The organism is Salinivibrio kushneri (assembly GCF_027286325.1).
In the GTDB taxonomy this organism is placed as follows: Bacteria; Pseudomonadota; Gammaproteobacteria; order Enterobacterales; family Vibrionaceae; genus Salinivibrio; species Salinivibrio kushneri_A.
Window position 1 is genome coordinate 48,948 of record NZ_CP114588.1, and the last position, 14,760, is coordinate 63,707.

Annotated in this window: 11 protein-coding genes; 8 read left to right on the forward strand and 3 right to left on the reverse strand. The window is 52.1% G+C overall.

Going from position 1 to position 14,760, the window contains the following annotated elements:
• Positions 1-84: 84 nt before the first annotated feature.
• The 4 genes from N8M53_RS00245 to N8M53_RS00260 all read left to right on the forward strand — a co-directional run bounded on the left by N8M53_RS00245 (position 85) and on the right by N8M53_RS00260 (position 5,029).
• Positions 85-3,234: an ABC transporter substrate binding protein gene (locus N8M53_RS00245; protein ID WP_269579077.1), complete on the forward strand. Its 3,150-nt coding sequence runs from the start codon at positions 85-87 to the stop codon at positions 3,232-3,234.
• Between the two features lie 35 nt (positions 3,235-3,269).
• Positions 3,270-4,049 carry a class I SAM-dependent methyltransferase gene (locus N8M53_RS00250; protein WP_269579078.1) on the forward strand — a complete coding sequence of 260 codons (780 nt, stop codon included), beginning with the start codon at positions 3,270-3,272 and terminating at the stop codon, positions 4,047-4,049.
• A complete protein-coding gene (locus N8M53_RS00255) occupies positions 4,050-4,361 on the forward strand; it encodes a hypothetical protein (RefSeq protein ID WP_269579079.1) in 312 nt (103 codons plus the stop codon). It abuts the gene before it with no gap.
• A 314-nt stretch (positions 4,362-4,675) separates the two neighbouring features.
• On the forward strand, positions 4,676-5,029 hold the full coding sequence (locus N8M53_RS00260) for an Hpt domain-containing protein (protein WP_269579080.1): 354 nt from the start codon (positions 4,676-4,678) through the stop codon (positions 5,027-5,029).
• Positions 5,030-5,114: 85 nt separating this feature from the next.
• Here N8M53_RS00260 and gorA read toward each other — a convergent pair whose 3' ends face one another.
• Complete coding sequence (gene gorA / locus N8M53_RS00265; RefSeq protein WP_269579081.1) at positions 5,115-6,470, reverse strand: glutathione-disulfide reductase; 1,356 nt, start codon at positions 6,468-6,470, stop codon at positions 5,115-5,117.
• Positions 6,471-6,754: 284 nt separating this feature from the next.
• Here gorA and prlC point away from each other — a divergent pair, with 284 nt between their 5' ends.
• Positions 6,755-8,797: an oligopeptidase A gene (gene prlC / locus N8M53_RS00270; protein ID WP_269579082.1), complete on the forward strand. Its 2,043-nt coding sequence runs from the start codon at positions 6,755-6,757 to the stop codon at positions 8,795-8,797.
• A gap of 69 nt (positions 8,798-8,866) precedes the next feature.
• On the opposite strand, the gene gppA is transcribed toward prlC, so the two are convergent.
• Both gppA and rhlB read right to left on the reverse strand, forming a co-directional pair.
• Positions 8,867-10,381 (reverse strand): guanosine-5'-triphosphate,3'-diphosphate diphosphatase, encoded by a 1,515-nt coding sequence (gene gppA, locus N8M53_RS00275; protein WP_269579083.1) that lies wholly within the window; start codon positions 10,379-10,381, stop codon positions 8,867-8,869.
• A gap of 30 nt (positions 10,382-10,411) precedes the next feature.
• On the reverse strand, positions 10,412-11,704 hold the full coding sequence (gene rhlB / locus N8M53_RS00280; protein WP_269579084.1) for an ATP-dependent RNA helicase RhlB: 1,293 nt from the start codon (positions 11,702-11,704) through the stop codon (positions 10,412-10,414).
• A 112-nt stretch (positions 11,705-11,816) separates the two neighbouring features.
• On the opposite strand from rhlB, the gene trxA reads away from it, so the two are divergent.
• The 3 genes from trxA to N8M53_RS00295 all read left to right on the forward strand — a co-directional run bounded on the left by trxA (position 11,817) and on the right by N8M53_RS00295 (position 14,748).
• Positions 11,817-12,143 (forward strand): thioredoxin TrxA, encoded by a 327-nt coding sequence (gene trxA / locus N8M53_RS00285; protein ID WP_021022211.1) that lies wholly within the window; start codon positions 11,817-11,819, stop codon positions 12,141-12,143.
• 183 nt (positions 12,144-12,326) lie between these two features.
• On the forward strand, positions 12,327-13,592 hold the full coding sequence (rho, locus tag N8M53_RS00290) for a transcription termination factor Rho (protein WP_077578169.1): 1,266 nt from the start codon (positions 12,327-12,329) through the stop codon (positions 13,590-13,592).
• A gap of 136 nt (positions 13,593-13,728) precedes the next feature.
• Positions 13,729-14,748, forward strand: a complete 1,020-nt coding sequence (locus tag N8M53_RS00295; protein ID WP_269579085.1) for a hypothetical protein — start codon at positions 13,729-13,731, stop codon at positions 14,746-14,748.
• The last annotated feature ends 12 nt before the right edge of the window (positions 14,749-14,760 follow it).

A 14,760-nucleotide genomic window follows, 5' to 3' on the forward strand; every position in this document is an offset into this window, starting at 1 on the left:
GCGGTTGCTTAGCCACTTCGTTAACGCCTAATGTAGAGTATCGCGTTGTTTAGCAAGATACCAACAAACCAACAGGAAGGGGATGTGGGGATCAAATACGTTTTCGGTGGCTTACTACTGCTCATCGCCAGTAGCGTCAATGCCGCACAAAAAGATGTGCTGGTGGTACACTCCTATCATCCTGGTTTCTTTTGGAACCAGGCGTTGGTTGAAGGGCTGGAAACGGCCACGCAAGGCGCAGACATCGCCTTCCAGCACTCCTACCTAGAAAGTAAACGCTACCAATCGGATGCCTATCGCGAACAGCTTAAAGATGTTTATATCCATAAACTGACCAACCATGATTTCGATGCGATTCTGACCACCGACAATGCAGCATTGTGGTTGATCCATGAATTGCATGAGTACGTGGGCGATACACCGGTCGTTTATGCGGGGCTCAATAACTTTGGTCGCCAACACTACCCCTTGTTGTCCAAGGTCACTGGGGTGAAAGAAGAAATAGACTTCCCGCGCAACTTGGCACTCATGAAGCGTTTACACCCAGATTTAAAGCGGGTGTATGTGCTGCTCGATGAGACGTTTTCCAGTCGTCAGTATTGGAATGTGGTAAAGGCTCAACTGAGAAAAGCGGGTCAGTCAGGCCTTGAGATTGTTAGGCTATCCAACCTTCCATTCCAAGGATTAGGCGACCGTATTCAAGCGATGCAGCCGGGCGAGGCGGTGTATTACTTATCCTATTTTCGCGATGCGAACGGTACCTTTCTCGATAGACTCAGCGGCATTCATACTCTTACCCAAGATTCGCCTGTACCCATTTATGGTGCGATGAGTTTTATGCTGGGTCAGGGAGTGATCGGTGGCATTGTGATCGATGGTAAAACCCAAGGCCAACACCAAGGTCAATTGCTGTTAGATGTCCTGGCAGGCAAGCTCCCTCCTGAGCGAGACAGTACTAACCTGACGTTATTCGATTACCCTGCGCTGAAACAGTGGGGCGTGGAGGTGAGCGACATCGAAGACGCAGTGGTAATTAACAAACCTCAGCCGCTTTGGCAAAAGCACCAAATTGCGTTTCAAGCCGTGGCATTGGCGGTATTGGTATTGGGAAGCGTGATTGCCATGCTCGGTGCCAATATTCGCCAGTTACGTCGTAGTGAGTCAGCGTTAAAGCGCCACCGAGCGATGCTTAAAGGTATTTTTGATCAAAGTAACCAGTTTATTGCGCTGTTGGATGAGAACGGGATCTTGGTCTCAGGCAATGCCAGTTTTAATCAACTAATCAGTGTGAGTCTCCCGTACCGTGGACGACCTTTGTGGTTTTGGCCGATTTGGCGCAACCCCGCCCGCCTCGAGGAGCACCTTAAACTTACTGATTTTTCCCAGCCTCGCCGGTTTGAGCTTTGCCTCAGTGAAGCGCATCGTGAGGTGATATTGGACGTGGCGGTCAAAGGGTTTCCTAGCGAAAACGGTCAACGGCGCGTGCTGCTAGAGGCCCGTGATATTACCCAGCGTAAACAAACCGAGGAGAAACTACAGCGTAGCGAAATTGAATACCGCATGCTGTATGAACAGCAACCTGTGATTCTATTAACCATTGATTACCAAGCACGTATTCAATCGCTTAATCAATATGCCGCCGATCTGTTTGGTTATGACAAAGCAGCGTTACTAGGGCACAAGATCACCACCTTATATGCGGATCATCAAGTGCCTCCCCATCGAATGATTAAACGCGATCACAACAACCAAGAGCAGGTGTGGCGGCGTGAAATACCTTATCGTGCCGGCAATGGTCACACCTTGTGGGTTCGTGAAACCGTGCGCGCGATGCATAATCAGACGCAGTTGCTGGTGGTGGGCGAAGACATCACCGCGCATCGAGAAATGGAAAGCCAGCTGACTTATCAAGCCCATCACGACTATTTAACGGGGTTATATAATCGTAGCTACTTTGAGCAAAAGCTCGCCGCCGCGCTGTTACAAGCGCGAGAGGAAGATCAGTGTCATGCGATGTACTACATCGATATGGATCAATTCAAGCTGATTAATGACACCGCGGGGCATGAAGCGGGGGACGAAGCGCTCAAACAAGTGGCGCAAATTATTCAGCAACACCTGCCGCAAGGCGCGGTACTCTCCCGTCTTGGTGGCGATGAGTTTGGGGTGATTGCCTATCACCATCCAGCCGACCTAGCGGTGAGCTGGGGACATCAGTTACTTTCCATCTTGGCAGACAGTGAGTTTTTCTGGCACGGAAGCCGTATGCGCTTAGCGTGCTCATTGGGTATTCGTCTACTCGATCGCACCGCTGGTTCGCCGCAGCAAGTGCATGCGCAAGCGGATACCGCCTGCTACGCGGCGAAAGATGAAGGGCGTAATCGCCTGCACCTTTACCACCCGGATGATGAAGAGCTGCAACGTCGCGAGCAAGAAATGGCGTATGTGAGTCATATCCATGATGCTATTGCCCACGACCGCTTTGATATCTATGCACAGGAGATCGTAGATATCCGGTTGGGTAGACAAGATACGTTGTACATAGAGGCCTTGGTGCGGATGCGCGATACCCAAGGCGGTTGGTTGCCACCCAGCATGTTTATCCCTGCGGCCGAGCGCTACAATATGGCGCACCAACTCGATACAGTGGTGGTGACGAAAACGTTGGCGTGGTTTGATGCCCACCCGGATCAGATTGCCAAGCTGGGCAAAATCTCGATTAACCTGTCGGGGCGGTCGATTACCCAAAAAGATTTCGTCACCTTCTTAATCGCTGCGATTAAGCAAACTCAAGTGCCTAGTGAGTGCATCTGCCTGGAGATCACTGAAACCGCTGCGATTACCAACATGAGCAGTGCCATCGAGCTTTTCTCGCAACTAAAAGCTTTAGGGTGTGTGATTGCCTTGGATGACTTTGGTGCGGGCATTTCATCGTTTGGATACTTGAAGCGCTTGCCGGTCGACATCATTAAAATCGATGGTCAATTTATCCGCGATATCGCCACCGATGACACCGATTACGCGATGGTAAAAGCAATCAATGAGCTGGCTAAACAAATGGGTAAGCAAACCGTGGCGGAGTTTGTCGAGAACGCCCATATTCTCAATAAACTGCGCGCATTGGATGTGGATTATGCACAAGGCTATCATTTTAGTGTCCCCGCGCCCTTGGGGGAGCAGGTAAAAAATTGGTCTGCGCGTCGAGAGACGATGAAGGAAAAAATCCATCTCTGATATACTCGGGTCACAACCAGCCGCGGAGAGCCAATGTGCAACTCAGTTTGATTTGCGACGCCCCTGAAAAATCCGAACAATTTGAGCGATTAAAAAGCAAGTGGTCACTTACACACACGCCTGACTCGGCGTTTGCGTTGATCATGACGGCGGCGCGCCTTGAACTGCGCAAACTGGATGAGCCTAAGCTAGGCGCTGTGTATGTCGACTTTGTTGGCGGTGCAGTCGGCCATCGACGTAAATTCGGTGGAGGCAAAGGGCAGGCGATTGCGAAGGCGGTAGGGCTCAATAAAGGCGTGACGCCACGGGTGTTGGATGCCACGGCTGGCTTGGGTCGTGATGCGTTTGTATTAGCATCCTTAGGTTGTCAGGTGCAAATGATTGAGCGGCACCCGGTAGTCGCCGCGTTGCTTGATGATGGGCTACAGCGTGCCTATCAAGACAGTGAGATTGGTACATGGATGCAGTCACGCATGACTCTGCTGCATGCCAGTAGTGAGCAAGCACTCACCGATATGGCGCAGACCCCCGGCCTGCAACGGCCTGATGTGGTCTATTTAGACCCCATGTATCCGCATAAGAAAAAAGCGGCCTTGGTCAAAAAGGAAATGCGTGTGTTTCAGGCTTTGGTGGGAGCGGACACGGACGCCGATGCCTTGTTATCGCCAGCCCGCCAACTTGCACGTAGCCGTGTGGTCGTTAAGCGCCCAGATTATGCTGAGCCCTTGGCGTCAACGGCACCACACTCTAGTATAGCCACCAAGAAAAACCGTTTTGACATGTACATTAACGCAGCGTTAAGTGCGGAGGCGTAAGTGGCCAAGTCTTTGTGTAAATGGCGACGGGGGGAGGTTGAGGCCAACTTAAGTGCTCTAGCGTCGATTACTACGCCACCGCGAGCGGCCTGCAGCAAGTGTGCGCGAGTCGCCAGTGATAAAACCTATTTATGTCGCCCCGTTTCGTTAATCGATGGCGCCGACAAGAAGGTGGCCAAAGGCGCGGATAAAGGGGACAAAAAGGCGCAAAAAGCCAAGAAGCAAGTGAAGAAAAAAGCCGACAAGAAAGGCAAGAAGAGCAACAAAGACAAGAACGAAAAAAAGAAAGCCAAAAAACGGAAGGAAAAATAAAGGCTCCATAGCGAACTAAGGAGCCTTGAAGGGCTTAGTCGAGGCCTTTTACCATCAGTACGGTCAGTAGTCCGGTGATCACTGAGACAATCAGGCCAGAAACGATTAGCCAAGGCAACATATCCATCATGTTCTGCACTCACTTCTTTTTTATGAATTGGGGGAAAAGCGAGCATGATTGAGCCTGAGTTTAGCCACGTTCGCAACGTGCTAGACGCAGACAGTTAAGCTTAGTAACGATTAGAAACAAGGTGGCGACAAAGCCATCAATCCGCCTCCGTGGCACATAGGTCTATCAGTACAAAGGGTCCATCATGAGTGTCAATCAAGGAAAAACCGACATATCGGTTTGGGATAAAGAAGAAGCCTTAAGCCGGCTAATGGATAGCCCAGCGCTTCTCGATGAGGCTTGCAGTATATTTGTTGAGGAAAGTGAACAACAACTGCCAAGCATGGAAAAGCAGCTTGCCAATGCCGACTATGCTGCTTTGGCACGTGAGGCACACAAGATGAAAGGGAGTGCGGGTAACCTTGCCGCGCTGGAACTGCATCAGCAAGCATTGACGCTCGAGCAAGCGGCAAAACAAGAGGCCGCCGACCAGGCCGCTGCTGCGTTAGCGGACATCAAAGAAGGTCTCGCGCGATTTTACGCGCAACTCACTCACTAGTCGCCTGTCTCATCATGCTCGCCAGTGACCAATAAAAAACGCCGTGTTGAACACGGCGTTTTGATGTGAGCCCATCTTGCGCGGTTTAGCGCATGGTAACAAACTCTTCCGAGCCGGTAGGGTGAATAGCAACCACGCTGTCAAAGTCTGCTTTAGTGGCGCCCATCTTCATCGCCACAGCAAAACCTTGGATCATTTCGTCAACGGTAAAGCCAATACCGTGCAGCCCGACTACTTTTTCTTCATCACCGGCACACACCAGCTTCATTTTGCAGGGTTGGCGGTGCTGAGTGACGGCGGTGTACATGGCCGCAAAGCTTGACGTGTAAACCTTAATATTGTCATCACCGTATTTGGCGCGTGCCTCTGGTTCGCTCAAACCAATGGTGCCGATTGGCGGGTGGCTAAAGACCACAGTGGGGACCAAATCATAATCCATTTTAGCGTGCGTCTGGCCATTGAACAGGCGCTCTGAGAGCAGGCGACCAGCCTTAACGGCGACTGGCGTCAGCTCAATCCCGCCATCCATGATATCACCGACACAGTGAATGTGCGGGACACTGGTGGTCTGATACGGGTCAACCTTGATGTAGCCATCGGCAGTGGTCTGCACGTCGGTGGCGCCGAGGTTGATTTTATCCGTGGTTGGGTGACGACCAATCGCCCAAATCAGGGTGTCCGTGTTGTGAGTGGTACCGTTTTCAAAGGCAAGCGTCAGGCTACCGTCGCTTTCTTCCGTCACCGACACGGGCACATGCTGGGTGTGAAGGGTGGGGCCTTCTTTTTCCATCACTTCGACCAAGGTATCGGTCACCATGGGGTCGAAGGTGCGCAGTGGGCGATCTTTACGCACGAACAAATGGGTATCAGAGCCCAAGGCATGCAGGACACCGGCGATTTCGACCGCGATGTAACCGGCGCCCACCACAGCCACACGCTTAGGCTGCTCGGGGAGGGCAAAGAAGCCGTCAGAGTCGATCCCTAATTCCGCACCCGGAATATTTGGAATGGTTGGCGTGCCGCCTACCGCGATCAAGAAATGATCGGCCGTGTAGTGCTCGCCATCTACTTCCACGGTGTGGTTGTCGACAAAGCGGGCAAAGCCGCGGATGACATCGATATTGTTTTTGCCCAGTACGTTGTCGTAGGCCTTGTGAATGCGGCTAATGTAGGCTTCACGGTTATCCACTAAGGTTGACCAATTAAAGCCTTTTACATCCACATCAAAGCCGTAGTCTGATGCATAGAGGTTAAGCGCTTCGGCGACTTGGGCGCCATGCCACATGACTTTTTTAGGGACACAGCCTACGTTTACGCAGGTGCCGCCAAGGTGTTTTGCTTCAATAAGGGCGACTTTAGCACCGTGCATCGCGGCACGGTTGGCTGAGGCAATACCGCCGCTGCCGCCACCGATACAGATGTAGTCGAAATGCTTCGCCATGTCTTTCTCCATCTTATAGGCACTGGGTGCCACTGGCATTTGATATTGAGGTCAGCTTGTCGTGTTTGGCGTCGCTTGTAAAGCCACCATCTCTGACCCACTGAGCAATAGCATACCAAACCGGCAGTGAGGCAGCAGTCTCAGAATCATTTTGTAACGCTCGCAATACACAGCGGTAAACGGGGAGGGATTGAAAAGCGTCAAGAGAGACGGCATATAAAGAAGGTTACTTATCTGCCCGGGGCTCGCAATGTGAGCGCCTTATCAGCAAAAAGGAAGGCACTATGTCCAACCCGCTTCTTCAATTTGAGGATTTACCTCCGTTTTCCGCCATTAAGCCAGAGCATGTCAAACCGGCTGTAGAAGCCGCGATTGCCGAGTGTCGTCAAGCAGTGGATGCCGCGGCGGCGGCCGAGCAACCAAGCTGGGATACTGTTAGTGTGCCGGTCACAGAGGCGGAAGATCGTCTTGGCCGCATCTGGTCACCGGTAAGCCATATGAACGCGGTGGTCAATAATCAGCCATTGCGTGAGGCGTATGAAAGCTGCCTGGCGTTGCTGTCGGAGTATTCCACCTGGCGCGGTCAGCATAAAGGCTTATACCACGCATACAAAGCGATGAAAGACAGTGCTGAGTTTGCCGCTCTCGATGTGGCGCAGCAAAAAGCGATTAACGATGCGTTGCAAGACTTTGAGCTGTCCGGGATTGCTCTGCCAGCCGATCAGCAACACCGCTTTGGTGAAATTCAAAAACGCTTGTCGGAGCTTTCCTCTTCATTTAGCAACAATGTGCTCGATGCCACCATGGGCTGGAGTAAGCTGATTAGCGATGAAAGCGAATTAGCCGGCTTGCCTGAATCGGCGCTCAATGCAGCGAAAGCGCAGGCTGAAAGTAAGTCGCAATCAGGTTACTTATTTACGCTGGATATTCCTTCGTATCTGCCAGTCATGATGTACTGCGATAACCGAGCACTGCGCCAGGAAATGTATGAAGCCTTTACTACACGCGCCTCTGATCGCGGCCCGCAGGCGGGGCAGTGGGACAACACTGAGCTGATGAATGAGTCGCTGCGCCTAAAGCATGAGCTAGCACGTTTGCTCGGTTTTAATCACTATAGTGAGCTGTCACTGGCCACGAAAATGGCAGAGAGCACGGAACAAGTGATGGGCTTTTTGAACGATCTGGTTGATAAAGCGCGTCCGCAAGGTGAGCGAGAGTTTGCAGAAGTGAAAGCCTATGCCAAAGAAGAGTTCGGCGTTGATGTGCTCGAGCCTTGGGATATCCCTTACTACAGCGAAAAACTCAAACAAGCCCGCTACACCATTTCTGATGAAGTGCTGCGTCCTTATTTCCCTGAAGCACGTGTGCTTTCCGGCTTGTTCGAAGTAATGAATCGTGTGTTTGGCATGACCATTACTGAGCGCAAAGGCATTGATACGTGGCATGACAGTGTGCGCTTTTATGATATTCATGATAGCGAAGGCACCTTGCGCGGCAGCTTCTACCTTGACCTGTACGCGCGTGAAAACAAACGTGGCGGCGCATGGATGGATGAATGTCGTGTCCGTCGCCGCAAGGCTAACGGCGAGCTTCAAACGCCAGTGGCGTATCTAACCTGTAACTTTAATCCGCCAGTGGGTGATGATCCGGCGCTGTTTACCCATGATGAAGTGGTCACTTTGTTCCACGAATTTGGCCACGGCATTCACCACATGCTGACAAAAGTAGAAGTGGCGGATGTGTCGGGGATCAATGGTGTCCCTTGGGATGCGGTTGAGCTACCAAGCCAGTTTTTAGAAAACTGGTGCTGGGAGCAAGACGCACTGAGCTTTATCTCGGGGCATTATCAAACCGGGGAAGCCTTACCGGAAGATATGTTGGAAAAAATGCTCGCGGCGAAAAACTTTAACTCGGCGATGGCGATGTTACGCCAACTCGAGTTCAGTTTGTTCGACTTCCGCTTGTTTAGCGAGTTTGACCCAGAGGTGGGCCCACGGATCATGGATACCCTCAGCGCGGTGCGTGAGAAAGTCTCTGTGGTGCCAACACCGGAGTGGAACCGCTTCCCTCACGCATTTGGCCACATCTTTGCCGGTGGCTACAGTGCAGGCTACTACAGCTATAAATGGGCAGAAGTGCTATCGAGCGATGCTTACTCGCGCTTTGAAGAAGAGGGGATCTTTAACCGTGAAACCGGTGAAGATTTCCTTAACCATATTCTCAGCCGTGGTGGCAGTGAAGCGCCGAAAGATTTATTTGAGCGCTTTAGAGGGCGTGAACCACGTCCTGAGGCCTTGTTGCGTCACAGTGGTATCACCACCGCGTAGCAGCTGATCCCTCACCATAAAAAAGCCCGCATCGTTAACGACGCGGGCTTCTTTGATTCATCGGTATGGTCAGGTGCTCGTATCATCCGTGATCACCACCAGGGGCAACCCTAGGCTTGATTGGCGCAAGGCCTCTTGCTCTAGCTCTGCGCGGAGCAAGGGGCTGGTCTCAAGCAATGTGGTGTCCAAGTGGAGAGTCAGGGCGTCCTCCTCGGCGGTGAGCGCTATCATCGGTCGGACACGGCTGTCACGGCGATGGCATAAGATCACCGCAATGCGTAGGAGGCGCAACAGCCGATTGGCGCTGGTGGTAGACAGTGCGTGCTGGCCATCAATTAACACCAGTTGCTCTCGATAATAGCGCAACAAGGTCGCAACCAGCTGTTTCTGTGCTCGCGTGAAGCCGGGCAGATCGAGATGGGTGATTAAATACGCCGCATGATCACCATCTTGCTTAAAGCCAATGCTTAAGCCAATCTCATGCACGCAGGCAGCGGCATGTAATAAGCTTTTTGCTTCCGGCTCTGGCACCCAAGACGCGGGACACTGATTGAGGAGCTCGAGAGCGGTATCGGCGACGTTGATGCCGTGGGCTTCATCCAGCTGATAGCGGGATTGAATGCTGGCGATGGTACGGGCGCGAATATCACTGTGGCGCATCGCGGTCATCATTTCATACACCAACCCCTCGCGCAGAGCACCACCCGCTAAGGTCATGCGTGTCACCTTTAAGCACTCGAAAATGGCGATCAGTATCGATAAGCCGCTGGGAAAGACCAGTGCACGCTCTAAGGTCAAGCCTTCGATGTCCAGCGCGTCCATTTGCCCACAGGCAATGGCTTGATCGCGCAGACGGTGAAGTTTCTCTAGGGTGATCACTTCATCCATGCCCTGAGTGACCATGATCTCTTGCAGAGCTTGCACGGTGCCGCTGGCACCGACGCAGCAGTCCCAGCCGAGCGCACGATATTGCTTTATCAGCGGGGCTAACTCGGCTTTGGCGCCAGCAATCGCAGTATCGAAGGCGGATTGATTGAGCACGCGGTCGGCAAAATAGTCTTCTAAAAAGGTGACACAGCCCATGTTGAGGCTTTGTAGCACTGTCGGCTCAAACTGCTCACCAATGATAAGTTCGGTGCTGGCACCACCGATGTCGACCACCAAGCGTTTGCCCGCTCCGCCAGAAGTATGCGCGACCCCTTGGTAAATAGTGCGTGCCTCTTCCTCCCCGGAGATGATTTCAATCGGGTGGCCAAGCAGAGTGTTGGCTTTAGCCAAAAACGCTTCGGCGTTACTGGCGCGACGCAGGGCCGCGGTGGCGACAACACGGATGTTGTCCGTGTTGAAGTCTTGCAAACGTTCGGCGAACAAGGCCAAGCAATCCCAGCCACGCTGCATGGCTTCGTCGCTCAGCTGTTGTTGGTCGTCCATGCCTGCTGCAAGGCGAACTTTTCGCTTAATTTTAGCGAGAGTTTGCACGCTGCCTGCCACTTGGCGCACCACCAGCATATGAAAGCTGTTGGAGCCTAAATCAATCGCGGCGTACAGCGACGGGGTCGATGTGGGATGTCCGTGACCACTCATGATGCGCGCTGACCTATCTGTCGTGAAACCTTATGCCGACTTTTGCGGACGACGACGTTGGCGGTTGCGGTTATTTCCGCCGCCTTTGTTATTGTTACTGCGGCGCTGCGTATTAGGGCGCTTCGCCATTTTCTTTGGCGGTGGCAAATCTTTTAGCAGTGCACTGCGGTCGAACTCGCTAACCGGGATGCTATGTTCAATGTACTCTTCAATGGCGGGCAAATTCACCGCATAGTCTTCACAGGCAAAGCTGATGGAGCTGCCACTGGCACCTGCGCGCCCAGTACGGCCAATACGATGCACATAATCTTGCGCGTCGTCTGGCAGGTCGTAGTTAAACACATGGGTCACTTGCGGAATATGCAAACCGCGCGCGGCAACATCGGTTGCGACCAATAGATCGAGCTCGCCATTAGTGAATTGCTCGAGGATTTTAACCCGTTTTTTCTGGGGAACGTCGCCGGTGAGCAAGCCCACACGATGGTTATCAGCCGCTAAATGGGCCCAAATTGACTCGCAGCGATGCTTGGTATTGGCGAAAATGATCGCGCGCTCAGGCCAATCTTCTTCAATCAAAGTTTGTAGCAGCGGCATCTTTTCTTTGTTTGATGGCTGGAACAACTCTTCTTTGATGCGATGGCCGGTAATTTGCTCTGGCTCTACCACCACATGTTCTGGGTTGGTCATATGCTCAAAGGCCAGCTCTTGTACGCGATAGGACAAGGTCGCCGAAAATAGCATGTTCAAGCGCTGATCGGGGGCGGGCATGCGGTTAAACAAAAAGCGAATGTCTTTGATAAAACCGAGATCAAACATGCGGTCGGCTTCATCGAGCACCACAGCTTGAATGCCGTGCAAATCAATCACTTTCTTTTTGTAAAAGTCGATAATACGGCCACAGGTACCGATTAAAATATCGACACCCTGTTCTAGCGTCTGTTGCTGTTGGTCGTAACCTTCGCCACCATACGCGAGCCCTGCGCTAATCGACGTATTCGCCAAAAGCGGCTCAGCATCATTATAGATCTGAATCGCTAATTCACGCGTAGGAGCTAATATAATCGCACGCGGCTGATTTTTTTTACGCGATGCAGGCGCATCGGTCGTCAGAAGGTGATGAAACGTCGCAGCCAGGAACGCCAGGGTTTTGCCCGTCCCCGTTTGCGCCTGTCCTGCAATGTCTTGGCCGGTGAGCAGGACCGGCAATGCCAGGGCTTGGATAGGGGTACATTGAGTAAACCCTTTGGCCTCCAAGCTCTTGAGAACATCGGCGTGCAAGCCGAGCTCGGCAAATTTCTGCTCTGTGATATGCGTCATTTTCATCCGGATAGAATATCAGCTTAGGCTTGCAATACGGAAGCGAATCCAGTCAAATAGTCCCATAATTTACTGGTCGCAATTTAGCCAGTAACAAAAACATGTATTGGAGTAGAAGATGAGCGACAAAATTATGCAGCTAACCGACGACAGCTTTGAGGCAGACGTTCTAAAAGCTGCAGGGCCTGTATTGGTGGATTTTTGGGCAGAATGGTGTGGGCCGTGTAAAATGATCGCGCCTATCCTGGACGAAATCGCTGAAGAATACGCAGGTAAAGTCACCATCGGAAAACTGAACATTGACCAGAACGCAGGTACACCGCCTAAGTTCGGCATCCGTGGTATCCCAACACTGCTGCTATTTAAAGATGGCAGCGTGGCAGCAACCAAGGTTGGTGCTGTGTCAAAAACTCAGCTGAAAGAGTTTCTTGACGCCAACCTATAATGTTAAAGTAACCGTCGCTGCCTCTCAGCGGCGGTTGTTTTTCTGCCAACTAGACGATACCCCATTTAGGTGCTACCTTATTGCACGGAATTTGTACTTCTGTTCATCTCTCGAACATACCACTGGTCTCGACACGCTAACTAATTTCAGACCTCAACTTTGACAAACAAGACACTCACCACTATGAATCTTACCGAACTGAAGACTCAACCCGTCTCGACGCTGGTTGCGCTTGGCGAAAGCATGGGACTTGAAAACCTGGCTCGCTTGCGTAAACAGGACATCATTTTCTCGATCCTCAAACAGCACGCAAAAAGCGGTGAAGATATTTTCGGCAATGGCGTACTGGAAATTCTTCAAGACGGGTTTGGCTTCTTGCGCAGCGCAGATAGCTCGTATTTGGCCGGCCCTGATGACATTTATGTATCGCCAAGCCAAATTCGTCGCTTTAACCTGCGCACAGGCGATACCATCGCGGGTAAAATTCGGCCGCCAAAAGATGGCGAGCGTTACTTTGCGCTATTAAAAGTCAACCAAGTGAACAGCGATAAGCCGGACAACGCGCGCAGCAAAATCCTGTTTGAAAACTTGACCCCACTGCATGCCAGCGAGCGTATGGTGATGGAGCGTGGCAACGGCTCCACGGAAGACATCACAGCACGTGTGCTGGATTTGGCTTCGCCGATTGGTAAAGGCCAGCGCGGCTTGATTGTGGCACCGCCAAAAGCGGGTAAAACCATGTTGCTGCAAAACATTGCGCAAAGCATCGCGTTTAACCACCCAGACTGTGAATTGATGGTGCTGTTGATTGACGAGCGTCCGGAAGAAGTGACCGAGATGCAGCGCTTGGTACAAGGCGAAGTGGTTGCCTCAACCTTTGACGAGCCCGCAAACCGCCACGTGCAAGTCGCCGAAATGGTGATTGAAAAAGCCAAGCGTTTGGTGGAGCACAAAAAAGACGTGGTTATCTTGCTGGACTCGATCACCCGTCTGGCGCGTGCTTACAACACGGTTGTGCCATCATCAGGTAAAGTATTGACCGGTGGTGTTGACGCCAATGCCTTGCACCGTCCGAAGCGTTTCTTTGGTGCGGCGCGTAATGTGGAAGAAGGCGGCAGCCTGACCATTATCGCCACTGCGCTGGTAGACACGGGCTCTAAGATGGACGAAGTCATCTACGAAGAGTTTAAAGGCACGGGTAATATGGAATTGCACCTGTCCCGTAAGATTGCTGAAAAACGTGTTTTCCCTGCTATTGACTTCACCCGCTCTGGTACCCGCCGTGAAGAGTTGCTGACCAAGCCCGATGAACTACAAAAAATGTGGATCTTGCGCAAAATTGTGCATCCAATGGGCGAGCTGGAAGGCATGGAATTCTTGATTGGTAAATTGGCGATGTCCAAAACCAACAACGAGTTCTTTGATGCCATGCGTCGGCAAAACTCGTAAGTGGTGACGCAATAGTGTTAAGCACTGCGCATTCGCAGTGCTTTTTTATTGCTCAGCGCATACCTAGCTCGCACAATACGAGTCACCAAGGAAAGGTGACGCAGGACGCGTGACACCGAAGATAGGATTGCAACGGATGGCAAGACGTTTTCGCATCAAGCTAGCAGCGATATGCCTAGGGATCGTGGGCTTTGTTTCCTCCACGGTATCGGCATCCAATGAGCCAGCGGCCGATGGGCAAATCGTAGCTCAGCCTTTTATTGAGCAAGTGTTAGATAAAGCCAGTACGGCGGATGCGATGCGTACTGCCTTTACCCTCCAAGCCAACGGCGATATCAATGCGCTTGAGTCACACATTCGCCAGCTTCCTCCTCTGACGCGTGAGGCAACCTTGTATCGGCTGCTCTCTTCACCGTTGCGGCTTGATAACGAGAAATGGCGCGATTATCTCGTGACCTTAAGTCAGCAGCAGCCACACTTTCTGTTACGTCACCAACAAGACGGTTATTGGGTGACCACGCCTGCGTTTCATTACGCCGCCGCGGCGCGCAAGCAGCTTAATCGCTACCGCCAGCAGCAATTAACCCAAGAGCTCGGCATGCTATTGAGCTATCGTCAGTTGGTCATTGCTGATTGGGTGAAACCTGATGAGGCCGATTATGCGCGACGCCGTGATGCCTTGGTAAGCATGATTGCTGACTATGACGGCGATGGCTTAGCGTATCTGACCGATCAGTATCTTAATGATCCGACTTTAATGTGGATGCCAGACAACGCGATTTTAGCCGCGTTGGCACAGGCCACGGATCGTCCCGCGTTGTATGAAAGGTTATGGCGCCGAGGCACCGATCAGTATAGCCTCGCGGCTTTGCACGCGCTGCGTGAACGCGGAGCAGAGCCGTTTGCACTGCAGCAGATGATGGCCGCGGCCGATAACCCCTCGTTGCGTGGACCTGCGATTCGCCAGCTGGCCAACCTATCACCACTGCCTGCACCGGTTGCCGATTTTCTTCTGACACAACTGTCGCTACGACAAGGCAACCAAGTAGCGCAGCTGCTGGTGGAGGCGGGTAAAGGTGACTGGTTGAGTAGCTTACAAGATCAGTTAGGGCCGCTTGGGCAGCAGCACATTGCATCTGCGTTGTCGTCGCGCTAATGTCGAGCCTTT

What these genes read in the sequence shown, in the direction of transcription:
- N8M53_RS00260 (WP_269579080.1), top strand. Translation starts at nt 4,676, where the DNA reads ATGAGTGTCAATCAAGGAAAAACCGACATATCGGTTTGGGATAAAGAA.
- gorA (WP_269579081.1), bottom strand. Translation starts at nt 6,470, where the DNA reads ATGGCGAAGCATTTCGACTACATCTGTATCGGTGGCGGCAGCGGCGGT.
- prlC (WP_269579082.1), top strand. Translation starts at nt 6,755, where the DNA reads ATGTCCAACCCGCTTCTTCAATTTGAGGATTTACCTCCGTTTTCCGCC.
- gppA (WP_269579083.1), bottom strand. Translation starts at nt 10,381, where the DNA reads ATGAGTGGTCACGGACATCCCACATCGACCCCGTCGCTGTACGCCGCG.
- rhlB (WP_269579084.1), bottom strand. Translation starts at nt 11,704, where the DNA reads ATGAAAATGACGCATATCACAGAGCAGAAATTTGCCGAGCTCGGCTTG.
- trxA (WP_021022211.1), top strand. Translation starts at nt 11,817, where the DNA reads ATGAGCGACAAAATTATGCAGCTAACCGACGACAGCTTTGAGGCAGAC.
- rho (WP_077578169.1), top strand. Translation starts at nt 12,327, where the DNA reads ATGAATCTTACCGAACTGAAGACTCAACCCGTCTCGACGCTGGTTGCG.
- N8M53_RS00295 (WP_269579085.1), top strand. Translation starts at nt 13,729, where the DNA reads ATGGCAAGACGTTTTCGCATCAAGCTAGCAGCGATATGCCTAGGGATC.